General features: G+C 74.3%; 18 protein-coding genes and 1 tRNA gene. 5 read left to right on the top strand and 14 right to left on the bottom strand.

Annotated elements, in window-relative coordinates:
• Positions 1 to 6: 6 nt before the first annotated feature.
• The 3 genes from ACIQ9P_RS27620 to ACIQ9P_RS27630 all read right to left on the bottom strand — a co-directional run bounded on the left by ACIQ9P_RS27620 (position 7) and on the right by ACIQ9P_RS27630 (position 2,783).
• A complete protein-coding gene (locus ACIQ9P_RS27620) occupies positions 7 to 1,260 on the bottom strand; it encodes an RNA polymerase sigma factor (protein WP_402361627.1) in 1,254 nt (417 codons plus the stop codon).
• Positions 1,257 to 1,631, bottom strand: a complete 375-nt coding sequence (locus tag ACIQ9P_RS27625; protein WP_402361630.1) for a YciI family protein — start codon at positions 1,629 to 1,631, stop codon at positions 1,257 to 1,259. Before ACIQ9P_RS27625 ends, ACIQ9P_RS27620 begins: the two co-directional genes overlap by 4 nt.
• Before the next feature lie 258 nt (positions 1,632 to 1,889).
• Positions 1,890 to 2,783 (bottom strand): sigma-70 family RNA polymerase sigma factor, encoded by an 894-nt coding sequence (locus tag ACIQ9P_RS27630; RefSeq protein ID WP_402361633.1) that lies wholly within the window; start codon positions 2,781 to 2,783, stop codon positions 1,890 to 1,892.
• Between the two features lie 196 nt (positions 2,784 to 2,979).
• On the opposite strand from ACIQ9P_RS27630, the gene ACIQ9P_RS27635 reads away from it, so the two are divergent.
• Complete coding sequence (locus ACIQ9P_RS27635; RefSeq protein WP_402362055.1) at positions 2,980 to 3,429, top strand: carboxymuconolactone decarboxylase family protein; 450 nt, start codon at positions 2,980 to 2,982, stop codon at positions 3,427 to 3,429.
• 6 nt (positions 3,430 to 3,435) lie between these two features.
• On the opposite strand, the gene ACIQ9P_RS27640 is transcribed toward ACIQ9P_RS27635, so the two are convergent.
• A complete protein-coding gene (locus ACIQ9P_RS27640; RefSeq protein ID WP_402361636.1) occupies positions 3,436 to 4,392 on the bottom strand; it encodes a hypothetical protein in 957 nt (318 codons plus the stop codon).
• An 84-nt stretch (positions 4,393 to 4,476) separates the two neighbouring features.
• On the opposite strand from ACIQ9P_RS27640, the gene ACIQ9P_RS27645 reads away from it, so the two are divergent.
• A complete protein-coding gene (locus ACIQ9P_RS27645; RefSeq protein WP_402361639.1) occupies positions 4,477 to 6,135 on the top strand; it encodes a PLP-dependent aminotransferase family protein in 1,659 nt (552 codons plus the stop codon).
• An 18-nt stretch (positions 6,136 to 6,153) separates the two neighbouring features.
• Here the strand turns inward: ACIQ9P_RS27645 and ACIQ9P_RS27650 are convergent, their stop codons facing one another.
• The 9 genes from ACIQ9P_RS27650 to ACIQ9P_RS27690 all read right to left on the bottom strand — a co-directional run bounded on the left by ACIQ9P_RS27650 (position 6,154) and on the right by ACIQ9P_RS27690 (position 17,128).
• Positions 6,154 to 6,423 (bottom strand): DUF6126 family protein, encoded by a 270-nt coding sequence (locus tag ACIQ9P_RS27650; RefSeq protein WP_402361642.1) that lies wholly within the window; start codon positions 6,421 to 6,423, stop codon positions 6,154 to 6,156.
• A gap of 31 nt (positions 6,424 to 6,454) precedes the next feature.
• Entirely contained in the window at positions 6,455 to 7,132 is a 678-nt protein-coding gene (locus ACIQ9P_RS27655) for a helix-turn-helix domain-containing protein (RefSeq protein ID WP_402361645.1), read from the bottom strand.
• 119 nt (positions 7,133 to 7,251) lie between these two features.
• Positions 7,252 to 8,985 carry a pyruvate dehydrogenase gene (locus tag ACIQ9P_RS27660; protein ID WP_402361648.1) on the bottom strand — a complete coding sequence of 578 codons (1,734 nt, stop codon included), beginning with the start codon at positions 8,983 to 8,985 and terminating at the stop codon, positions 7,252 to 7,254.
• Between the two features lie 170 nt (positions 8,986 to 9,155).
• On the bottom strand, positions 9,156 to 11,567 hold the full coding sequence (locus ACIQ9P_RS27665) for a glycoside hydrolase family 65 protein (RefSeq protein WP_402361651.1): 2,412 nt from the start codon (positions 11,565 to 11,567) through the stop codon (positions 9,156 to 9,158).
• Positions 11,564 to 12,346: an HAD family hydrolase gene (locus ACIQ9P_RS27670; protein ID WP_402361654.1), complete on the bottom strand. Its 783-nt coding sequence runs from the start codon at positions 12,344 to 12,346 to the stop codon at positions 11,564 to 11,566. Before ACIQ9P_RS27670 ends, ACIQ9P_RS27665 begins: the two co-directional genes overlap by 4 nt.
• A gap of 153 nt (positions 12,347 to 12,499) precedes the next feature.
• Positions 12,500 to 13,285, bottom strand: a complete 786-nt coding sequence (locus tag ACIQ9P_RS27675) for a VOC family protein (protein ID WP_402361657.1) — start codon at positions 13,283 to 13,285, stop codon at positions 12,500 to 12,502.
• Positions 13,286 to 13,492: 207 nt separating this feature from the next.
• Complete coding sequence (locus ACIQ9P_RS27680) at positions 13,493 to 15,292, bottom strand: LCP family protein (protein ID WP_402361660.1); 1,800 nt, start codon at positions 15,290 to 15,292, stop codon at positions 13,493 to 13,495.
• Positions 15,293 to 15,575: 283 nt separating this feature from the next.
• A complete protein-coding gene (locus ACIQ9P_RS27685; protein ID WP_402361663.1) occupies positions 15,576 to 16,295 on the bottom strand; it encodes a response regulator in 720 nt (239 codons plus the stop codon).
• Complete coding sequence (locus ACIQ9P_RS27690) at positions 16,292 to 17,128, bottom strand: sensor histidine kinase (protein ID WP_402361666.1); 837 nt, start codon at positions 17,126 to 17,128, stop codon at positions 16,292 to 16,294. The genes ACIQ9P_RS27685 and ACIQ9P_RS27690 overlap by 4 nt, the downstream gene beginning before the upstream one ends.
• A gap of 138 nt (positions 17,129 to 17,266) precedes the next feature.
• Between ACIQ9P_RS27690 and ACIQ9P_RS27695 the strand changes: the two genes are divergently transcribed.
• Positions 17,267 to 17,977 carry an ABC transporter ATP-binding protein gene (locus ACIQ9P_RS27695; protein WP_402361669.1) on the top strand — a complete coding sequence of 237 codons (711 nt, stop codon included), beginning with the start codon at positions 17,267 to 17,269 and terminating at the stop codon, positions 17,975 to 17,977.
• Complete coding sequence (locus ACIQ9P_RS27700; RefSeq protein ID WP_402361672.1) at positions 17,974 to 20,283, top strand: FtsX-like permease family protein; 2,310 nt, start codon at positions 17,974 to 17,976, stop codon at positions 20,281 to 20,283. The genes ACIQ9P_RS27695 and ACIQ9P_RS27700 overlap by 4 nt, the downstream gene beginning before the upstream one ends.
• A gap of 103 nt (positions 20,284 to 20,386) precedes the next feature.
• Here the strand turns inward: ACIQ9P_RS27700 and ACIQ9P_RS27705 are convergent.
• Positions 20,387 to 20,459: transfer RNA gene (locus ACIQ9P_RS27705), tRNA-Lys, on the bottom strand.
• A gap of 417 nt (positions 20,460 to 20,876) precedes the next feature.
• On the opposite strand from ACIQ9P_RS27705, the gene ACIQ9P_RS27710 reads away from it, so the two are divergent.
• Positions 20,877 to 21,788, top strand: coding sequence for an aromatic prenyltransferase (locus ACIQ9P_RS27710; RefSeq protein WP_402361675.1), 912 nt, complete (start codon positions 20,877 to 20,879; stop codon positions 21,786 to 21,788).
• The last annotated feature ends 56 nt before the right edge of the window (positions 21,789 to 21,844 follow it).

The raw sequence follows: 21,844 nt of genomic DNA on the forward strand, positions 1-21,844 counted from the left end.
GGGTCGTCACTGCTCGGTCTCCAGTCGGCGGGCCCGCTCGGTGAGGTGGCGGCGTTCGGGGGCGCTGGTGGCGCGGCGGGCGGCCTCGCGGTACTCGGCGGCGGCGGTCGGGTCGCCGAGCAGTTCCAGCAGGTGGGCCCGGGTGGCGAGGAGGCGGTGGTGGCGGGCGAACCGCCGGTCCTCCGCGAGCGGGGCGAGCGCGGCCAGGCCGGCCGCCGGACCGTCCACCAGGGCGAGGGCGACGGCGCGGTTGAGGGTGACGAAGGGGTTCGCGCCGAAGCCCTCCAGCACGTCGTAGAGGGCCAGGATCTGCGGCCAGTCCGTCGACTCCGCGTCCGGTGCCTCGTTGTGGACGGCGGCGATCGCCGCCTGGACCTGGTACGGGCCGACCGGGCCGCGCGGCAGGGTCCGGCCGATCAGGGCCACCCCCTCCTCCAGCAGGGGCCGGTTCCACCGTGAACGGTCCTGCTCCGCCAGCGGCACCGGCATTCCGCCCGGGCCGGTGCGGGCCGGGCGGCGGGCGTCCGTGAGCAGCATCAGGGCGAGCAGGCCGGCCGTCTCGGGGTCGTCCGGGACCAGCCGGAGCAGGAGCCGGGCCAGTCGGATCGCCTCGGTGGACAGCTCGGGGGCGGTGAGGTCCTCGCCGCCGCTCGCGGTGTAGCCCTCGTTGAAGATCAGGTAGAGGACCTGACGAACGTCGGCGAGGCGCTCGGCCGGCTCCCCGGCGGGCAGGCCGGTGGTGCGGACGGTCTGCTTCGCGCGGCTGATCCGCTGGGCCATCGTCGACTCGGGCACCAGGAACGCGGCCGCGATCTGGGCCGTCGTCAGACCACCGACGGCGCGCAGGGTGAGGGCGATCCGGCTGGGCGCGGACAGTTCGGGACGGCAGCAGAGGAACAACAGCTGCAGGGAGTCGTCCCGGTCGGCGTCGGCCGCCGCGTCCGGGGCGGGGCCGAGCAGGGCCGACTGCGGGGTGGCGAGGGCGAGGGCGTCCTCGCGGCGGCGCCGGGCCGTCTCGCTGCGGACGGTGTCGACCAGCCGCCGGGAGGCGACCGTGACCAGCCAGCCGCGCGGGTTCTCCGGCACGCCCTCGGCCGGCCACTGGGTGGCGGCGGCCAGCAGCGCCTCCTGCACGGCGTCCTCGCAGGCGTCGAACAGGCCCCGGCCGTAGCGGCGCACCAACGCCCCGAGGGCCTGCGGCGCGAGTTCGCGCAGCAGGCCCTCGGGGCCGCCCGGTGCCGGGAGTGCGCCGCCGCTCACATGTCCGCCGCGTCGGGGGACGGCGACTCGTGCAGGACGGGCCACAGCTCCACCGGGTCGACGTCCGCGAACGGCATGTCGGCGGCGATCGTCCGGGCGCGCTCCGGGCTCTCGCAGTCGAAGAGGTAGAAGCTGGCCATGTACTCCTTGGTCTCCAGGTAGGGGCCGTCGGTGACGACCGGGAGGCCCTCGGCACGGCGGACCAGCTGGGCGGCGGCCGCGTCGGCGAGGCCGTAGGCGCCGAGGAGTTCGCCGGTCTCCCGGTACTTGGTGTTGAACGCCTCCTGCTTGGCGATCGCCGCCGGCCACTCATCGGCCGGGAACGCGTCCCACTTCGCCTGGTTGCCGTAGATCATGGCGAGGTACTTCATCGCGGGTGTCCTCCCGTTCCGCGCGCCCGGTCCGGCGCGCTCTCACCCTTCGGTCGGAGCGGGGTGCGGGGCCTCGACATCGACGGGCGGGATCTCTTCGACATCCTGCCGCACGGGTCCGCGGCAGGGTAGGGGCCGCCGGCCCTCGCGCGCAGGCCGTGACCCGCGAACCGTCGGCGGTTCGCGGGTCACGGCCTGCGGGTCACGGCCTGCGGGTCACGGCCGGCGGGTGACGGCCGGCGGGTGACGGCGGACGCGTCAGCCGACCGACAGACCGAGCCGCTCCAGGCGCTCCGGGTCGGCGAAGATGTGCATCGCGACGACCTTGCCGCCACGCACGGTGAACACCGCGAGCGAGGCCGGGCGGCCGTCCGTGAAGGTGGCCACCGCCGGTTCGCCGTTGACCAGCAGCAGCAGCGACTGTCCGACGAACCGCGAGCCGAACGCGCTCGCCCCGGCCGCCACGTTGCGCGCGCCGCGCCGCAGCACCGCCGGACGCAGCGCGCCCGCGTCGGTCCTGGCCACCACGTCCGGGTCCAGGACGGTGAGCAGCGCCTCGAAGTCCCCGCCCCGGGCCGCGGCCAGGAACGCCTGCACCACCTCGCGGCGCAGCGCCAGGTCGGCGTCCGGCGCGGGGGCGGCGCCCTGGACCCGGCGGCGGGCGCGGCTGGCGAGCTGCCGGGTGGAGGCGGAGGTGCGGCCGAGGATGGGGGCGATCTCGTCGAACGGCACCGAGAACATGTCGTGCAGGACGAAGGAGAGCCGCTCCGCCGGGGCCAGTGTCTCCAGGACGATCATCAGCGCGATGCCGACCGAGTCGGCCGTCAGTATCTCCTGTTCGGGGTCCAGGGCCAGGACTCCGTCGATGACCGGATCGGGCAGCCGGACCTCCCGCCCGTCCTGGTGCTCCAGCGGGTCCTCGCGCCGGGCCACCCGTGAGCGCAGCAGGTCCAGGCAGACCCGTCCGACCACGGTGGTCAGCCAGCCGGCCAGGTTGGCCACCTCGCTCACGTCGGAGCGGCTCAGCTTGAACCAGGCTTCCTGCACCGCGTCCTCGGCCTCGCTCAGCGAGCCCAGCATCCGGTAGGCCACCGCCCGGAGATGGGGTCGGTGCTCCTCGAACCGCTCCGCCAGAAAATCTTCCCCGTCCACCTGTCACATCCTCGCGTCGGGATCCGTCAGTTCCTTGACGGACGTTAACCGCTCCGCGTGACGCCGATACCGACGCCGACGCGGACGACCCAGACCGGAGGACCCACCGATGAGCACCGAGACCACCACCGCCACCGAGACCACCGCGACCGCCTCCGCCGCCCCGGCCACCGCCCGCACCGGCCACGCCGCCCGCATGAAGAACCCCGCCATGGTCCTGCCGGACGCCATGAAGGGCATCCAGAACATCTACAAGGCGATGCACCAGGGCGGCGTCCCGCCCCGGATCCTGGAGCTGGTGCACCTGCGGGCCAGCCAGATCAACGGGTGCAGCGCCTGCGTCTTCGCCGGCGTCACCGGGGCGAAGAAGGCCGGCGAGACGGACGAGCGGCTGCACGCCGTCGCCGCCTGGCGGGAGACCCCGTTCTTCGACGAGGAGGAGCGGGCCGCGCTCGCGCTCACCGAGGCCGCGACCCGGATCGCCGACCGCTCCGGCCAGGCCGTGCCGGACGCGGTCTGGGACGCGGCGGCGGACCACTTCGACGAGGAGCAGTTGTCGGCGATCATCCTGATGATCGGGCTGACGAACTTCTTCAACCGGATCAACGCGACCGTCCAGGAGCCCGCCGGCACCAGCTGGAGCTGATCCCGGTCAGGGCCGGCGGCCGCGGTCGGGGGCCGGCGGCCGCGGGCCGCGGGCGGACGGGGCCGGGCCGCCGACCGGGCGCGGCCGCGCCGGCCGGTCGGCGCCGAGGGCGGCCTGGCGACGCTGGATCTCCCGCCAGATCCGCGGCGGGCACGGGCCCTGCGGGTGGTCGGCGAGGAAGCTCTCGTACGGCACCCGCCGCGGCGCCATCCCGATCTCCACCCAGGAGGCTTTGCCCGTGCGGTCCCAGCCCTCGTTCTCCATCCGGATGTAGTCGTCCCGGTGGCCCTTGTCCTTGCTGGTGATCTGCAGCACCTCGGCGTAGCCGGCCCGGGCGCCCACCACGACGCAGTAGTGCCGGGCGGCCTCCGGCCGGTCCCGGAACGGCACCATCGCCACCCACACCTCACCCGCCGACGGCCGGGAGACGGTGATGGTGCGCGCGGACCCGCGCCCGTCGCCGGTGCGGGCCGGACGGACCGGCGGCCGCTCCAGCAGCTCGCCGGACCAGGAGCGGAGCCAGGTCCGCCACCCCCAGGCGAACGCGCCGACGGCGAGGCACTGCAGGGCGTAGCCGTTCGCCGAGGCCGGGTCCTGGGCGCCGAGGACCTTCGGCACCGCGTGGGCGCCGACCAGGTGGGCGATCAGCGAGCAGGCGCCGGCCAGCACGGCGGCCCGGGCGGGCACCACCCAGGGCGCGACCCGGCGGCGGCGCCGGGCCGCCTGCCGATCCAGCAGCAGGGCGACCGCGTAGGAGACGCCGGCCAGGAGCGCGATCTGGCCGGGGGTGACGTGCAGCGGCGGGCTCTGGGCCCGCATCAGGGCCGGCACCAGCACCGGCGCGGCCAGCGGGTAGCCCAGTGCCCCGCAGCACAGCAGCAGCAGGAAGGCGCCGAGGCAGCCCCCGCCGCCCGGCCTCCTTCTTCGCCGCGGAACCGCCGAACTCCCGTACCGGCCAGCCATGTTCGCCACCCCCACCGCGGTCGTGCGTCCGGCGCAATGTATCGGAGATCGGCCGGCCGCGGGGGGTGCGGCGATAATCCCGCCATGAGCCGCCCCCGAACGACCCCCGGCCCCGCGCCGAGCGCCCCCCGGAACGCTCCCGACACCCCCCGGAGCGCCCCCCGGGACTCCCCCGACGCCCCGCACGACGCCCTTCCCGACGCCCCGCGGGACACCCCCCGGGAGGCCGGCGGCGGGGCCCGCGCCCACGCCCCGTGGACGGCGTTCGGCGGCGATCTGCACCTCGACCTCACCGGGCGCCGGGCCGCCGGGGCCGGACTGCGCGCGGCCCTGGAGGACGCGCTGCGCGAGGCGGTCCAGGACGGGCGGCTCGCCCCCGGCACCAGGCTGCCGTCCTCGCGGGCGCTCGGCCAGGACCTCGGCATCGCCCGCAACACCGTGGTCGAGGCGTACGGGCAGCTGACCGCCGAGGGCTGGCTCGACTCGCGGCAGGGTTCCGGCACCACGGTCGCCGAACGCGACGCGCCCCGGCCCGCCGGCCGCCCGGCCGGGGTCCGCGGCGGCGGCCGACCCACCGGGCGGTACGACCTGCTCGCCGGACGGCCCGACCTCTCGCTGTTCCCGCGCAGCGCCTGGCTGGCGAGCGCCCGCCGGGCCCTGGCCGTCGCCCCGCACGACGCCTTCGACTACGGCTCGCCGCTCGGGCGGATCGAGCTGCGGCGGGCGCTCAGCGACTACCTGGCCCGGGTCCGGGGCGTGCGCACCGATCCGGACCGGCTGCTGGTGTGCGCCGGCTTCGGCCAGGGTCTCGGCCTGCTGGCCGCCGCGCTGCGCCGGCGCGGGGCGGACCGGATCGCGGTCGAGGGCTACGGGCTGCCGCCGCAGCGCGAGGTGCTGCGGGCGGCCGGGCTCGGCCTCGTCCCGTTGCCGCTGGACGGCGCCGGGGCCCGCACCGACCTGTTGGACGGGCTGGGGGCCGGCGGCCCCGCGGAGCGGACCGGGGCGGTGCTGCTCACCCCGGCCCACCAGTTCCCGACCGGCGCCGCGCTGGCCGCCGACCGCCGGGCGGCGGCCGTCCGCTGGGCCCGGGAGCAGGACGGGTACGTGATCGAGGACGACTACGACGGCGAGTTCCGCTACGACCGGCAGCCGCTCGGGGCGATGCAGGCGCTCGACCCGGACCGCGTGGTGTACGGCGGCACCGCCGCCAAGAGCCTGGCTCCCGGTCTGCGGCTGGCCTGGCTGGCCCTCCCGGACGAACTGGTGGAACCCGTCGCCCGGCTCAAGTCCCTGGCGGACACCATGAGCCCGGTGACCGACCAGCTCACGTTCGCCGAGCTGATCACCTCGGGCCGCTACGACCGGCATGTGCGGCGCTGCCGGCTGCACTACCGGCGCCGCCGGGACCTGCTGGTCGCGGCGCTGGCCGAGCGGGCCCCGCAGGTCCGGGTCACCGGTATCGCCGCCGGGCTGCACGCCGTCCTGCAGTTGCCGCCGGGCTCCCGCCCGGAGGCGGAGCTGCTGGAGCGGGCCCGCGCGGCCGGACTGGTCCTCACCGGGCTCGACTGGTACCGGGCCGGACTGTCGGCCGACCGGCCCCTCGGCCTGCCCGCCGCCTCGGCGGCCCGGTCGGACGCTCCGCCGGACGCGCCGCCGGCCCTGGTCGTCGGTTACGCGACCCCGTCCGAGCACGCCTTCCCGGCCGCCGTGGACGCCCTCTGCGGGATCCTCCGGGAGAGCTGAACCACCCCCGGCGGCGGGCTACTTGTTGCGGTTGCCCAGCTCGAAGAGGAGCAGGATGAAGCCGGCGAAGGCATGGGTGGCGACGGTGTAGATCACCAGGCGGACGCCGATGCGGCGGTTGGCCTGCTTGCCCGCGTCGATGGTCTTGGCCGGCTTCGCGCGCACGGCGGCGGGGGCTGCGGCGGCGGCGGGGGCTGCGGCGGGGGCGGGAACGACCCCCGGCACGGTCGCGGCCGCGGTCGCGGTCGCGGTCGGGCTCACGGTCTCGGTGGTGGTGGGATCGGCCATGGTGATCTCCTCCGGATGTCCTGACGTCGGGTCAGTGGTGCGGGGCGGCGGGGCCGCCGCCGAGGCAGAGTTCCCCGCCGGGGCTCTGCAGCAGGGTGTGCATGAAGAGCAGCTCGACCCCGGACGAGGAGTCGGCGGCGATGCAGTGCGGGGTGAGCGAGTCGAAGTGCGCCGAGTCGCCCTCGTCCAGCAGGTGGACCCGCTCGCCGAGGGTCAGCCGGAGCCGGCCCCGCAGGACGTACAACCACTCCTCGCCGGGGTGGACCCGGACCACCGTGTCCTGCACGCCCGGGGGGACGTGCACCCGCAGCGCCTGCATCGCCCGGCCGGGCGCGCCGGCCCGCCGGTAGCCCCAGCCGCCGGCCCGGCCCGGTTCGATCGCACCGCCGCGCACCACCGGGTCGGGTTCGGTGAACGCCTCGCCGAGCAGACCGGAGACGGAGGTGCCGTACGCGCGGGCGAGGCCGAGCAGGACGGGCAGGGAGGGCTGTCGGCGCCCGGTTTCCAGTCGGGACAAGTAGGCTGGGGAGAGACCGACCCGGGCGGCGGCGACCTCCAGGGTGAGGCGGCTGCCGAGCCGGTGCTCGCGCAGCCTCGCGGCGAGGCCGGCCACCTCCGGCGTCCCGTGGTCGTCCGCGGGAGCGGCGGCGGGGGCTTCGGGGCCGGGAGCGCCGAGGTCGGCGGGCGGACCGGCTGGGCTGGTGGTCATGTGCCCAGTGGACACCTCTTGTGCCGCCCGGGCAAACTTTTTGCCCGAGAGGCAAATCACCCCGGGGCGGGCGGCGCCCGGAGAACGACGCCCACGGAACGGTGGCGCCGGGACGGGGCCTACGGCCGGGGGATGTTCCGCAGGTTGGACCGGGCCAGGTCGATCATGCGCCCGACCCCGCCCGACAGCACCGTCCGGCCGGCGGCCAGTGCGAAGCCCTTCAGCTGGGCCGCGGTGATGTGCGGCGGGACGGACAGCGCGTTCGGGTCGGTGACCACGTCGACCAGGGCCGGACCGGGCCGTTCCAGCGCCTCCGCCAGCACCTCCCGCACCCGCTCCGGATCGGTGACCCGCTTGGCCGGGATGCCCATCGCCCGGGCGATCCCGGCGTAGTCGACGTCCCCGTTGTCGACCTCCGACTCCGGGTAGCCGGAGACCAGCATCTCCAGCTTGATCATGCCGAGCGCGCCGTTGTTGAAGACCACGGTCTTCACCGGCAGCCGGTGCCTGGCCACCGTGAGCAGCTCGCCGAGCAGCATCGACAGCCCGCCGTCGCCCGACATCGCCACCACCTGGCGGCCGGGGAAGGCGAGTTGGGCGCCGATCGCGTGCGGGAGCGCGTTGGCCATCGACCCGTGCAGGAAGGAGCCGATCACCCGGCGGCGCCCGTTGGGCCGCAGGTAGCGGGCGGCCCAGACGTTGTTCATGCCGGTGTCGACGGTGAAGACCGCGTCGTCGGCGGCCACCTCGTCCAGCACCGAGGCCACGTACTCGGGGTGGATCGGCAGGTGGTTCCCGATGTCCCGGGTGTAGGCGCCGACCACGTCCTCCAGCGCCCGGCAGTGGCGGCGCAGCATGTCGTCCAGGAAGGACCGGTCGGTCCTGCGCTCCAGCAGCGGCAGGACCGCCCGCAGGGTGGCCGGGACGTCGCCGTGCACGGCGAGCTCCAGGGCCGTCCTGCGGCCGAGCCGGGTGGCGTCGTGGTCCACCTGGACGGTGCGGGCCTGGGGCAGGAAGGAGTCGTACGGGAAGTCGGTGCCCAGCAGCAGCACCAGGTCGGCGGAGTGCAGGGCCTCGTGGCAGGCGCCGTAGCCGAGCAGCCCGCTCATCCCGACGTCGTACGGGTTGTCGTACTGGATCCACTCCTTGCCGCGCAGGGAGTGCCCGACCGGCGCGTTCAGGGCGGCCGCGAGCTCCATCACCTCGGCGTGCGCCCCGCGGACGCCCGCGCCGCAGAACAGCGCCACCCGGGGCGCGGCGTCGAGCATCCGGGCCAGTTCCTGCACCTGGGACCAGGGCGGGGCGGCGACGGCCCGCTCGGTGAGGAAGTGGCCGGTGCCGGTCGGGGCGGCGGCGGACAGCGCCGCCACGTCGCCGGGGAAGGCCAGCACCGAGACCTCCCGGGCGCCGAGGGCGTGCTGGATCGCGATCCGCAGCAGCCGGGGCATCTGGGCGGCGGTGGAGAGCATCTCGCACCAGCCGCTGCAGTCGGTGAACACCCGCTCGGGGTGGGTCTCCTGGAAGAAGCCGGTGCCGATCTGGCCGGAGGGGATGTGCGAGGCCAGGGCGAGCACGGGGACGCCGCTGCGCTGCGCGTCGTAGAGGCCCTGGACGAGGTGGGTGTTGCCGGGGCCGCAGGAGCCGGCGCAGACCGCGAGGCGGCCGGTGAGCTCGGCCTCGGCGGCGGCCGCGAAGGCTCCGGCCTCCTCGTTGCGGACGTGCACCCAGGCGATGCCGTCGGTCCGGCGGATGGCGTCCACCACGGGGTTGAGGCTGTCGCCGACCACGCCGTAGACCCGCTCCACGCCGGCCTGCCGGAGCACCGCCACCATCTGCTCGGCCACACTCACCACGGGGGACCTCCTGCTGCCGGGGGCGGCACATGCCCGGGACGACACACGTACGGGGAACGCGCGCCGGAGGCGCACGCCACCAGCACCCTCCGCCGCCCCGCCGCGCCCCGCACCCGGGGGAGACCCGTCGGAGTGAGGGGACGCGGGGGCGGCGGCCGGGGCGGCGGGGCCTACTCGGCGGCGAGGTGCTCCGGGCCGGAGGAGATCCGGCCCCCGGGCACGCCCGCCTGGGGCTGGCGGCGGGCCGGTTCACGGCCGGGCGGCTGGGCGCAGCGCTCCTGGGCCGGCGGCGCGGTGGTCGGCAGCGAGACCGGGTCGCCGGCCTTCACCTGCACCGGCACCCCGTCGTGCCGGAGCTGGATCACGTCGCCCCGGCGCAGCGTGTACGTGGTCTCCTCGTGGTCGATCCGCACCGCCAGCAGCTTGTCCCGGATCAGCAGCGAGAAGCCGATCCGGGTCAGCCCGGCCGGCAGCCTCGGCCGGAACCACAGCGCCTCGCCGTGGTCCCGCAGCCCGCCGAACCCCGCCACCAGCGCGATGCAGGCCCCGGCGAGGGAGGCCATGTGCAGTCCGTCCCGGGTGTTGCCGCCGAGGTCGTGGAGGTCCATCAGGGCGGCCTCGGCGGTGTAGTCGTACGCGAGGTCGAGCTGCCCGACCTCGGCGGCGATCACGGCCTGGGTGCACGCGGAGAGCGAGGAGTCGCGGACGGTCAGCCGCTCGTAGTAGGCGAAGTTGCGGGCCTTCTGCTCGTCGGTGAAAGCGTCGCCGCGGACCTGCATGGCGAGCACCAGGTCGGCCTGCTTGACCACCTGCTTCCGGTACAGGTCGAAGTACGGGTAGTGCAGCAGCAGCGGGTAGCTGTCGGCCGGGGTGTTCTCGAAGTCCCAGACCTGGTGGTCGGTGAAGCCGTCGGCCTGCGGGTGGACGCCGAGGTCCTCGTCGTAGGGGACGAACATCGCCGCGGCCGCGTCCCGCCAGGCCGCCGTCTCCTCGGTGTCGACACCGAGCGCGGCGGCCTCGCGCGGGTGCCGGGCGGCGGACTCGGCTGCCGCGCGCAGGTTCGTCTGCGCCATCAGGTTGGTGTAGACGTTGTTGTCGGCGACGGCGCTGTACTCGTCGGGGCCGGTCACGCCCTCGATCCGGAACCGGCCGGCGGCGTCGTGGTGGCCGAGCGAGCGCCACATCCGGGCCGTCTCGACCAGGAGTTCGAGCCCGTACTCGCGCTCGAACTCGACGTCCCCGGTGGTCCGGACGTAGCGGGCGACGGCGACCGCGATGTCCGCGCCGATGTGGAACGCGGCGGTGCCGGCCGGCCAGTAGCCGGAGCACTCCTCGCCGCGGATCGTCCGCCAGGGGAACACCGCCCCGGCGAGGCCCAGCTGGACCGCGCGCTCGCGGGCCATCGGCAGGGTGGTGTGCCGCCAGCGCAGGGCCTGTGCGACGGCGGACGGCAGGCAGTAGGTGAGTACCGGCAGGACGAACGCCTCGGTGTCCCAGAAGCTGTGCCCGTCGTAGCCGGGGCCGGTCAGGCCCTTGGCCGGGATGGCGCGCTCCTCGCTCCGGGCCCCGGCCTGGAGCACGTGGAAGAGGGCGAACCGGACGGCCTGCTGGAGTTCGACGTCGCCCTCGATCTCGACGTCGCTGGTCTCCCAGAACTCCCTGAGGAAGTCGGCCTGTTCGGCGACCAGGGCGTCCCAGCCGGTGTAACGGGCGGCGGTCAGCGCCGCCTCCACCTGGTCCCGGACGGCGGGCAGCGAGCGGGTCGCGGACCAGCCGTAGGCCATGAACTTCACCAGCCGCAGCCGCTCGCCGGGGCGGAGCACCGTGGTGACGCTGATCCGGCAGTGGTCCTCCTCCGCCTCGGCGACGGTGTCCAGCCGGTCCGGCCCCTCGATCACGTGGTCCATGCCGGCGGCGACCCGGATGCCGCTGTAGCGGGTGCGGTGCACCAGCACCGCCTTGGTCCCGCCGGCGTGGCTGGCCTCGGCCACCAGCGGGGCCTCCAGGACGGCGGCCGCCCTCGGGTCGCCGTCGGCGCCGCCGGGCAGCTGCTCGTTGGCCACCAGCTCGCTCTGCAGCACGATCCGCACCGGGGCGTCCACCGCCTCCACGGTGTACTCGACCGCGGCGACCGCCCGCTGGGTGAGCGAGACCAGCCGGGTGGAGTCGACCCGGACCGTCCGGCCGGCCGGGGAGGTCCATTCGGCGGACCGTCGCAGCAGGCCGTCGCGGAAGTCCAACCAGCGTCGGTGGCTGACCAGTTCGCCGTAGCGGAGGTCGAAGGGCTCGTCGTCGACCAGCAGTCGGACGATCTTGCCGTTGGTCACGTTGATGACGCTCTGACTGGACTCCGGGTAGCCGTAGCCGCCCTCCCCGTACGGCATCGGGCGCAGCTCGAAGACACCGTTGAGGTAGGTACCGGGCAGGCCGTGCGGCTCGCCCTCGTCGAGGTTGGCGCGCAGGCCGATGTGGCCGTTGGAGAGCGCGAACACGGATTCGGCGCGGGCCATCGAGGTGAGGTCGAGGCCCGGTTCGACGACCTGCCACGGGTCGACGACGAAGGGCTGCTCCTGACCGGTCATGCCGGTGTCTCCTCGGGCTTGTCGGGGGCCTGCGGACCGGGGTCGGGGATCAGTTCGGCGAGGTCCCGGACCACCACGGTGGCGCCGTCGCGGCGCAGTTCGGCGGCCTGGCCGACCCGGTCCACCCCGACCACCGCGCCGAAGCCGCCGGCCCGGCCGGAGGCGACCCCGGCCAGCGCGTCCTCGAACACGGCGGCGTGCGCGGGCTCCACGCCCAGCGCCCGGGCGGCGGCCAGATAGGTGTCCGGCGCGGGCTTGCCCGGCAGGCCGTCCCGGGCCGCGACCAGGCCGTCGACGATCACGTCGAAGTACCCCTCGATGCCCGCGGCGCGCAGCACGTCCCGGCAGTTGGCGCTGGACGAGACGACGGCGGCGGGCAGGCCGAGCGCGCGCAGCCGGCGCACGTAGTCGACCGAGCCCTGGTACGGGGCGACGCCCTGCTCGCGGATCATCCGCAGCACGGTGTCGTTCTTGGCCCGGCTGACGCCGTGCACGGTGCGGGCGCCCGGCGGGTCGGCGTCGGTGCCCTCGGGCAGCTCGATCCCCCGGCTCCCGAGGAAGGCGCGGGTGCCGTCGAGTCTGGGCCGCCCGTCCACGAAGGCGTCGTAGTCGGCGACGGCGTCGAACGGGGTGAACGGCCCGTCGGTGCGGGCGGCTTCGGCCCGCAGGAAGGCGTCGAAGGTGTCCTTCCAGGCCGCGGCGTGCACCGTGGCGGTCTGGGTGAGCACCCCGTCGAGGTCGAACAGGAAAGCGCGGATGTCGTCCGGTAGCCCCAGCATGGGTGCAGTCTTACCCGCCGGAGCGCGTTCGACCGCCCATTCCGGGCGGCGCGTCGCGGGAACGGGCGGCCCGGCCGGCACGGGCGGGCCGCCCGGGGCCCGGGGGGACTCCGGGGTTCGGGGGGACTCCGGGACGCGGGGGGAGTCCGGGACTCAGGGGGAGTCCGGGGTGGAGGTGAGGGCGAAGACCGCGCCCTGCGGGTCCCGCACCACCGCCATCCGCCCGGCCTGCATGTCGAACGGCGGCTGCACCACCGAGCCGCCCGCCTTCACCAGGGCGTCCACCGTGGAGTCGGTGTCGTCCACCGAGAAGTAGGTCATCCAGTGCGAGGGGGTGCCCGGCGGCAGGTACTCCGCGACCGGCTGCATGCCGCCCACGGTGTGGTCGCCGACGTTGAGCGAGAAGAAGCCGTCCATGCCCTGGACGGTGGCCGGGCGCAGGCCCAGCGCCTGCTGGTAGAACCGTCCGGCCGCCCCGGTGTCCGTGGTGTTGAGCTCGTTCCAGACCAGCGCGCCGGGCTCGTTGACGACACCCGCGCCGATGAACCCCAGCTTCTGCCAGACGCCGAAGACCGCACCGGTCGGGTCCGCCGCGACCAGCATCCGGCCGGTGTCGCCCACCTCCGTCACGGGGTACACGATGGTGCCGCCGGCGGCGGAGACGGCCTGCCCGGCGGCGTCGGCGTCGTCGGCGGCCAGATAGGTGGTCCAGGAGACCGGGGGCGGCGGCTGCCCCTCCGGGCCGGAGCGGGCCATGATCCCGGCGACCGGCCTGCCGTTGAGCGAGCACACGGCGTAGCCGCCGAACTCGGGCGGGCCGACTTCGCCCTGCCAGCCGAACAGGTCGCGGTAGAAGTCGAGCGCGGCCTGCTGGTCGCTCGCCATCAGGTCCACCCAGCACGGGGTGCCGGGCTTGTACGGTGCGGTGACTACGGGCATTCCTGGGCCTCCAAGCGATGGTCCTCCGCCGGACGGGCCACCGGGCGCCGGCCGCCTCGGGCCGTGCGGCCGGACGGCCGTACACCGCCCACCATCGCCGTGCCTCCGCGATCCCGCCACCGGACGGCGCCCCGGTGGACCTCCGGCCGACGCGGAGCCGCACGGGCGGCGGGAGGCCCGGGCGTTCCGCCGCCGGTCAGCCGCCGGTCAGCCGCCGGAGCCGTAGGTGGTGTTGTCGCAGATGTTGTCGTCCGCCGAGCGGGCGTCGGCGACGATGCTGCTGGGCAGCGGCTGCGGCCCGGCGGGGACGGACGGGGCCGCCGAGGCGCTGCCGGAGGCGCCCGGGACGGCGGCGCCGTTGGCCGCCGCGAAGTCCTTGCCCACGATCACGGTGACACCGGGCGAGGTGCCGGGCTCGACGACCGCGCCGGGGAACACCTCCGCGACCTTCTCCGCGTTCGCCTTCTGGCCGGAGCCGTACTGGACCATCGTGGTCGTGTACTTGAGGTTGTCCGCCCGGCCGACCGCGGTGGCGGTGAACTTGGCCGCCTTGAGCTGCTCGGCCGCCTTGCCCGCCATGCCGGTGGCGCTGGTGCCGGTGTAGACCGACACCTTGACGCTCCTGGCGGTCTCGGAGGCCAGCGGGGAGCCCGCCGCGGCGGCGTGCGCCGCTGCCGCCGGGGTGGTCCCCGCGGCGGACGCCGGGACGGTCGGGGAGGGGGTCTCGGCCGGCTGCTCGCCGGTGGCGTTCTGGCCGTCGATGGTCTGATCGGCCTTGAGGGTGTCCCAGAGCTTCTTGGCGTCCGCCTGGACGATGTCGATGTTCGCGTCCACGGTGCGGTAGCGCCAGGGCAGGGTGACGAACTTCAGGTCGTGCAGGTCGATGTTGCGCAGCGAGAGCCCGAAGGACATCAGCTTGTCGGCGCTGTCGAGGCCGGGGTCGACGGTGAGCGAGCTGGTGGCGGCGTTGGCCAGCGGCAGCAGGGTGGTCGGGTTGAGCCCCTGCTTCTTGATCTTGGAGGCCAGGGAGCTGATGAACGCCTGCTGGCGCTTCATCCGGCCGATGTCGGAGCCGTCGCCGATGCCGTGCCGCAGCCGCACGTAGTCGAGCGCCTGCTGGCCCTCCACCTTCTGCGGGCCCTTCTTCAGGACCACGGCGCCCTTGCTGGGCAGCTTGTCGTTGAGGTCCTTCTCGTGGATGTCCTCCGGCAGGCAGACGTCCACGCCGTCCACGGCCTTGGTCATCGCCGAGAAGCCCTGGAAGTCCACCACCATGGTGTGGTCGACCCGGATCCCGGTGAGCTTCTCCACCGTGTTCTGGGTGCAGGCGGGGTTGCCGTCGTCGGTGCCGCCGGTGGAGAAGGCCGCGTTGAACAGGTCGCTGGTCGACCCCTTGGTCCACTTGCCGTTGGGCAGCTTGCAGGACGGGATGGGCACCATCGCGTTGCGCGGTATCGAGATCCCCACCGCGTGCTTGTGGTCGGCGTAGACGTGCAGCAGGATCGTGGTGTCCGAGCGGGCGCCGCCGTCCTCGCCGCCGCCGAGGTCGGAGTTGTTCTTGCCCCGGCTGTCGGAGCCGATCAGCAGCAGGTTGACGGGCTTGTTGCCGTCCGCGTCGGCCTGCGCCTCCGGCGGCCGCTCCTTGGCTATCGCGTCCGCGTCGAAGGACTTGATGTTGCCGTTGAGTTGGTAGTAGATGAGCCCGCCGGTGCCCGCCAGCAGCACGAGCACACCGGCCGCGGACCAGGCGACGATCTTCTTGACGTCCCGTTTCGGCTTGCGGGCGGCGGCCCTGGCCGCGGCCCGTCCGCCGCCGGTGGCCGTGGGGGCGGGCGGTCCGGCCTTGGCCGCTCCCGGCCTGCCCTGGGCGGCCCGACGGGCCTCGGCGCGGCCACCGGGCCGGGGGCCGGGCACCGACGCACCCGGGGTTCCGCCGGCACCGTCGGCCGTGAGCGCACCGGGCGCGTCGTCACCGCGAGCCGGACCCTCGCCCCACTGACCTGACATGCCTGAACCTTTCACCGGCGGACGCCGCGCCCGCTACGACCGGACGCGCTGCACACAGAGAGACGGTCGAGACCGCCCCCGGGTTGCACGTACGACGGTCGCAATAACCGACGAACTCCCCCGGCCGCGGCGCCCCCGGCCCTCCACGCGGGTCCGATGTCCCCCAACGAACCCGATTTGGATCATACAAACCGATCGTCAGGGTACGTTGTTCCGCAAACCGCTCGGGCAACTCCGCGGGGCCGCCTCCCGCACCGATTTCATGGCCCCCGACAGCGGAGAGCTATCCGCGGGGGTCGGCGGTGCCGGCGGACCCGCCCGGTGAGACGATTCCCGTCTCGTAGGCGAGGACGACAGCCTGGGCCCGGTCCCGCAGGCCCAGTTTGGCGAAGATCCGGGCCACGTGGGTCTTCACCGTGGCCTCACTGAGCGTCAGCTCCTGGGCCAGTTCGGCGTTGGAAAGACCCCGGCCCATGAGCGCGAGCACCTCGCGCTCGCGCGGCGTCAGCACGGCCAGGTCCCGGTGGACGGCCGGGGCCGCGGGGCCCGGGCCGGCTCCGGGGGCGCCGAGGGCGAAGCGCTCCACCAGACGACGGGTGATCGAGGGCGCGAGCAGGGCGTCACCGGTGTTGACCAGGTGGACGGCGGCGGCCAGGTGCGCGGGAGTGACGTCCTTGAGCAGGAATCCACTGGCTCCGGCGGCGAGCGCGGCGTAGACGTAGTGGTCGAGGTCGAAGGTGGTCAGCATGATCACCCGACAGTCCGGGGACTGGGCGAGTATGCGGCGGGCGGCCTCCAGGCCGTCCATGACGGGCATGCGGATGTCCATCAGGACGACGTCGGGCCGCAGCCCGCGCGCGGCGGCCACGGCCTCGGCGCCGTCGCCGGCCTCGCCCACCACGTCGATGCCGCGCGCGGTGAGGATCAGACGGAAACCGGTGCGGACCAGCTCCTGGTCGTCGGCGATCACGACGCGGGGCGCCGGGGCGGTGGGCGTCGTCACGGCCGGTCCAGCGGGATCCGGGCGCGGACGCGGTAGCCCCCGCCGAGGCGGCGGCGGGCGTCCAGATCGCCGCCGTAGACGGCGACCCGCTCCCGCAGGCCGAGCAGCCCGCGGCCCGCCCCGTCCGCCTTGCCACGGGCCGGCTCCGTCGCCGCCGGGCCGCCCGAGAGGACGCTCGGCCCGCTGTTCAGCACCTCGACCCGCAGGTGGCTGTCCGCGTAACGCACCGTCACTTCGGCCTTCGCCCCGTCCCCGTGCTTGAGGGCATTGGTCAGGGCCTCCTGGATGATCCGATAGGCGGTGACGTCGATCCCGGTCGGCAGCGGGCGCGGCTCGCCCGAGACGCGCATCTCGACGGGCAGGCCGGCGAAGGCGATCCGGTCGATCAGCGGGCCGATCCGGCTCAGGCTCGGCTGCGGCGACAGGTCGACGTCGTAGGGCTCGTCATCGCCGTTCTGCGCGGGTGCGAGCAGACCGAGCAGGTGCCGCAGCTCGGTCATCGTGTTGCGGCCGGCGGTCTCGACGGCGCTCATCGCCGCCGCGGCCTCCGCGGGCATCGTGGCCAGCACCTCGCGGGCGGCCCCGGCCTGGACCACCATGAGGCTCACGTTGTGGCTGACGATGTCGTGGAGCTCGGCGGCGATCCTGGCCCGCTCGGCGTCGACCGCCGTCCGCGTCGCGCTCTCGCGCTCCCGCTCCAGCAGCCAGCCGCGCTCCTCGATGGCCGTCCGGTGCAGCCGCCGCGCCCGTACCGCCGCCGCGCCGAGCCACCCGGCGGCGCCGACCGCCGCCACCAGGGCGATGACCAGCCCGATCGTCCAGGATTCCCCCACGTGATCATCTTCGCAGCCGCACGGGGCTCCGCGCCATCCCGGGGACGCGGTCTCCGTACATCCCCGGGATGACCTGCCCGGACGGATACATCCGGTGGGTGACGCCCCGTCCACCGGCACCGCCATAGGTTTCGAGCCATGACGACTGATCATGACAACGACCGGCCCGTGGTGGTGCGGCTGGACAACGTGCACAAGGAGTACGGCGACGCGAAGGCCCTGGACGGCCTGTCCCTGGAGATCAGGGCGGGGGACGCGGTGGCCGTGATGGGCCCCTCGGGCTGCGGGAAGTCCACCCTGCTCAACATGGTGGCCGGGCTGGACCGGCCGACCTCCGGCACGGTCGAGGTGCAGGGCCACGACCTCGGGAAGCTGAACGAGACCGGCCTGGCACTGTTCCGGCGGCGCGACGTCGGCATGATCTTCCAGTTCTTCAACCTCATCGACGATCTGCCCGTGCTGGACAACGTGGCGCTCGCCGCGCAGCTGACCGGCACCCCGGCCCGGCAGGCCCGCCGTCGCGCCCTGGAGCTCCTCGACGAACTCGGTGTCGCCGAACGCCGGAACAACTATCCGGCCACCCTGAGCGGCGGCGAGCGGCAGCGGGTGGCCGTGGCGAGGTCCCTGATGAACCGTCCCGCGCTGCTGCTCGCCGACGAGCCGACCGGCGCCCTCGACAGCCGGTCGGGCGAGCAGGTGATGGACCTGCTGATCGACCTGAACCAGATCGGCCAGACCCTGCTGATCGTCACCCACGACCCGCAGCTGGCCACCCGCTGTGCCAGCCGGTTGATCGAAGTGGCCGACGGCCGGGTCGGTCGCGAGAGCGTGCTGGAGGCGAGCGCGTGAGTGCCGTGTGGAGTGCCTCCCGCGCGGCCGTGAAGCGCCGTCGGCTCCAGACCTTCGTCATCGGGCTCGTCGTGTTCTGCTCCACCACGACCGTCCTGCTCGCGCTGGCCCTGATCGGCGTCGCGTCGAGCCCCTTCGACAAAGCCTTCGCCGGGCAGCGCGGGGCCCATACGGTGGCGACCTTCGACACCACGAAGGTCTCGCCGGAGCAACTGGAGCGGACCGCCCGGCAGGCCGGGGTGGAGGCCGCGGCCGGACCCTTCGGGCAGGCCGTCGTCGACATCCCCGAGGACTGGCTCTGGATGGCCGGCGGCACCCTCACGGTGGTGGGCCGGGCCGATCCGGCGGGACCGGTGGACCGGATCGAGCTGTTGGAGGGCCGCTGGGCCACCGCACCCGGGGAGATCGTCGTCAACTGGTCCGTCCAGGGGTCCCCAGGAACGGAACTGCTGGGCACCCGGCTGGAGACACCCGGAGGACCGGCGCTGACCGTCGTCGGCTTCGCCAACAGCATGAGCAGGTCGGCGAGCGCCTGGGTCACCCCCGAGCAGATGGCCGGACTGCGCCCTTCCGCGGCCCAGATGCTCTACCGCTTCACGGAGTCCTCGACGCAGGCCCGGCTGAGCGCCGGACTGGCCGGGGCGACCGCGGGACTGCCCGCGGAGTCGCTGACCGGCGCGCAGACCTGGCTCGACCTCAAGCAGGCGTTCTCGGCGCTGGTCGACTCCTACCTCCCCTTCATGACCCTCTTCGGCGTCCTCGGCCTCCTGGTCTCCGCCCTGATCGTCGGCAACGTGGTCAGCGGCGCGGTCGTCTCCGGGTACCGGCACATCGGGGTGCTCAAGGCCCTGGGCTTCACTCCGAACCAGGTCGTCGCCGTCTACCTGACGATGCTCTCGGTGCCGGCCGTGGCGGGCTGCGTGCTGGGCACCGTGGCCGGCAACGCGCTGGCCGGGCCGATCCTGAAGGTCGTGTTCACCGGTATCGACGTCGGCCGGGCCTCGGTCGGCGGCGTCAGCCCGTGGGTGTCCGTGGCCTGCCTGCTGGGCATGCCCGCCCTCGTCCTGGCGGCCGCGCTGGTCCCCGCCCTGCGGGCCCACCGGCTGCCCGCCGCGCGGGCGATCAGCGCGGGCGCCGCGCCGAGGACCGGACGCGGGCTGCGCGTCCAGCGGATGCTCGGTGGCACCCGGCTGCCGCGCCCGGTCAGCCTGGGGCTGGGCCAGCCGTTCGCCCGCCCCGCCCGCACGCTGCTGACCCTGGCGGCCATCGTGCTCGGGGTCACCACGGTGACCCTGTCGACCGGACTGACCAGCACCATGGTGGCCTTCGGCAACGTCGGGAAGGAGGACGGCGGCGCCAGGATCCAGGTGCACACCGGGGGGCCTGGCGACGGCCGGCCCGCCCCGGTGCTCGACGACCGGCAGATCGAGGAACGGCTGCGCTCCCTCCCGGGCGCGGAGGGGGTGCGGGCCCGCGCGCTGGCCCAGGCGGGCATGACCGGGCAGAGCCAGCCCGTCTTCGCCGACTTCTACCGCGGGGACGACTCCTCGTACTCCCGGGTGATCGTCGAGGGCCGTGCGCCGACCGCGGCGGGCGAGGCCGTGGCCGGGCCGTCGTTCCTGACCCAGCGCGGGTTGGATGTCGGCGACCGGGTCACCCTGGAGCTGAACGGCAGGCAGGTCCGGGTGACCGTCGTGGGCCGGCTCATCGAGGGCAACGCCCGCGCCCTGGAAGCCTCGTGGCCGACCCTCGGCCAGCTCGCACCGGAGGCCCGCGCCACCGAGTACACGGTACGGCTCGCCCCCGGGGCGGACGCGCGCGCCTACGCCGAGGCGGTCGGGGCGATCGACCCGGGTCTGAGCGCCTCGGTGCTGGACGCGGGGAACGCCGGCACCGCCACCGTCATCACCTTCTCGACGGTGTTCACGGCGCTGCTGACCCTCGTCGCTTCGCTCGGTGTCTTCAACACCGTCCTCCTCAACACCCGCGAACGGCGCCGGGACCTCGGCATGCTCAAGTCGATCGGGATGACCCCCCGGCAGGTGGTGGTGATGACGGTGACCTCGGTCGCCGGGCTGGGCGCGGTCGGCGGGCTGCTCGGCATCCCGCTCGGGATCGTGGCGCACCGCGTCGTGGTGGACCACATCGGGGTGGTCGACTTCCCCGAGTACATGAAGGACGTGTGGCACGCGCCGCAGCTGGTCGCGATGCTCCTGGCGGGTGTGGCCATCGCCGTCCTCGGCGCCCTCGTCCCGGCCCGGGCGGCGGCCCGGACGACCATCGCCTCGGTGCTGCACACCGAGTAGCCCGCCCGTCGGTGCCCGGTTCCGGGTCCGCTCCGCGCGTCGCGATCCGGCCACAAGCGGGAAGTGCCAGGTCAGTGAGGACTGACCTGGCACTTCGTGTCGGTGGGGCGCCAGGGGCTCGAACCCTGAACCTACGGATTAAAAGTCCGCTGCTCTACCCATTGAGCTAGCACCCCGACACCGTGGACATCATGCCAGACCGGGCCGCCCCGTGCCGCCGAATACCACCCCGCGTCCGGGGTCCCGGGACCGGCCCCGGGGAGCGTGACCCAGGTCACTTCCGGGAGCCCTGGCCCCGGGCCGGGGAGCGTGTCACTATTTCTGCACGCCCACCCTGCCCAAAACCCGTTCCGGGGGCGGGTGTTGAGTGCCAGAACCGCCGGTCCCCGCAGGTCGGACCAGGTCTTCGGTCGGCACGGTACTGGTTCCCCTCGGTTCGTCCGCCACCCGCGTGCGCCTCGGCGTACGCACCCGCCCCGCGTCCGGCGCGGGTGCCCGGCCCGCGGCTGGCGGCTGCGCGACGTCGCGCCGTGCACGGCCCGCGACGAACCCCCGATCCACACAGACGCCACGATTGGACAGGTGGAAGAAGAATGTCGGAAAGCGCCTTCCTGGAGAACTTCTACGCGGCCGTCGAGGGCACCGCACGCGTGGTCGACGTGCCCTTCGAGCGCGAGACGGTGTGGCCGATCCTGACCGCGTACCAGGACGTGCTGCCGGAGTCGGTGATCTCCTTCCGGGTGCAGAACAGCCCGCTCGGTGCCGATGACCTCGACTGCCGGTTCACCATGCTCCCCCGGGGCCTCGACCCCTACGCCGTCGCGCTGGCGAACGGCCTGGCCGAGAAGACCGACCACCCGGTCGGCAAGCTGCTGGCCGAGGTCCACGGCGAACTCCCGATCGACAGCTGCGGCGTCGACTTCGGCGTCCGGGCCGGGTTCACCAAGACCTGGTCCTTCCCCACCATCGAGAGGCTGCTGACGGTCCGTGAGGTGGCCGCGCTGCCGTCGGCGCCGGAGGGCATCACCGCCAACCTCGACCTGTTCGACCGCTACGGCCTGTCGGACATCGTCAGCACCGTCGGCATCGACTACGGCAGCCGGACGGTGAACCTCTACTTCGGCGGCGGCGCCTCCGGCCGGGTGCCGCGGGAGACCTTCGCCCCCGAGGGCGTCCGCTCGCTGCTCGCCGAACTGGGCCTGCCGGCCCCGAGCGAGGAGCTGCTGACGTTCAACGAGAAGGCGTTCGTCATGTACGCCACGCTGAGCTGGGACTCGCCGAAGATCTCGCGGATCACCTACTCCGTCATGACGCCCGAGCCGCTGGCGCTGCCGGTGACCGTCGCCCCGCAGATCACCCGGCTGGTGCAGGACGCCCCGTACAGCACCGAGGGCCGCAACTTCGTCTACGGCGTGACGGTCACGCCCAAGGGCGAGTACCACAAGATCCAGTCGTACTACCAGTGGCGGCGGCCGGTCGAGAAGATGCTCGTCGCCGAGTCGTAGCAGGCGGCGCCCGCAGCACCCGGGCCTGCCGGGGACCCGAACAGGGTCCCCGGCAG

Origin of the sequence: Kitasatospora sp. NPDC094019 (genome assembly GCF_044764505.1) — a bacterium.
Taxonomy (GTDB): Bacteria; Actinomycetota; Actinomycetes; order Streptomycetales; family Streptomycetaceae; genus Kitasatospora.

Excerpts from the sequence above, each read along its gene's own strand:
- ACIQ9P_RS27625 (WP_402361630.1), bottom strand. The coding sequence starts at position 1,631 with ATGAAGTACCTCGCCATGATCTACGGCAACCAGGCGAAGTGGGACGCG.
- ACIQ9P_RS27635 (WP_402362055.1), top strand. The coding sequence starts at position 2,980 with ATGAAGAACCCCGCCATGGTCCTGCCGGACGCCATGAAGGGCATCCAG.
- ACIQ9P_RS27640 (WP_402361636.1), bottom strand. The coding sequence starts at position 4,392 with ATGGCTGGCCGGTACGGGAGTTCGGCGGTTCCGCGGCGAAGAAGGAGG.
- ACIQ9P_RS27645 (WP_402361639.1), top strand. The coding sequence starts at position 4,477 with ATGAGCCGCCCCCGAACGACCCCCGGCCCCGCGCCGAGCGCCCCCCGG.
- ACIQ9P_RS27650 (WP_402361642.1), bottom strand. The coding sequence starts at position 6,423 with ATGGCCGATCCCACCACCACCGAGACCGTGAGCCCGACCGCGACCGCG.
- ACIQ9P_RS27655 (WP_402361645.1), bottom strand. The coding sequence starts at position 7,132 with ATGACCACCAGCCCAGCCGGTCCGCCCGCCGACCTCGGCGCTCCCGGC.
- ACIQ9P_RS27665 (WP_402361651.1), bottom strand. The coding sequence starts at position 11,567 with ATGACCGGTCAGGAGCAGCCCTTCGTCGTCGACCCGTGGCAGGTCGTC.
- ACIQ9P_RS27670 (WP_402361654.1), bottom strand. The coding sequence starts at position 12,346 with ATGCTGGGGCTACCGGACGACATCCGCGCTTTCCTGTTCGACCTCGAC.
- ACIQ9P_RS27675 (WP_402361657.1), bottom strand. The coding sequence starts at position 13,285 with ATGCCCGTAGTCACCGCACCGTACAAGCCCGGCACCCCGTGCTGGGTG.
- ACIQ9P_RS27680 (WP_402361660.1), bottom strand. The coding sequence starts at position 15,292 with ATGTCAGGTCAGTGGGGCGAGGGTCCGGCTCGCGGTGACGACGCGCCC.
- ACIQ9P_RS27695 (WP_402361669.1), top strand. The coding sequence starts at position 17,267 with ATGACGACTGATCATGACAACGACCGGCCCGTGGTGGTGCGGCTGGAC.
- ACIQ9P_RS27710 (WP_402361675.1), top strand. The coding sequence starts at position 20,877 with ATGTCGGAAAGCGCCTTCCTGGAGAACTTCTACGCGGCCGTCGAGGGC.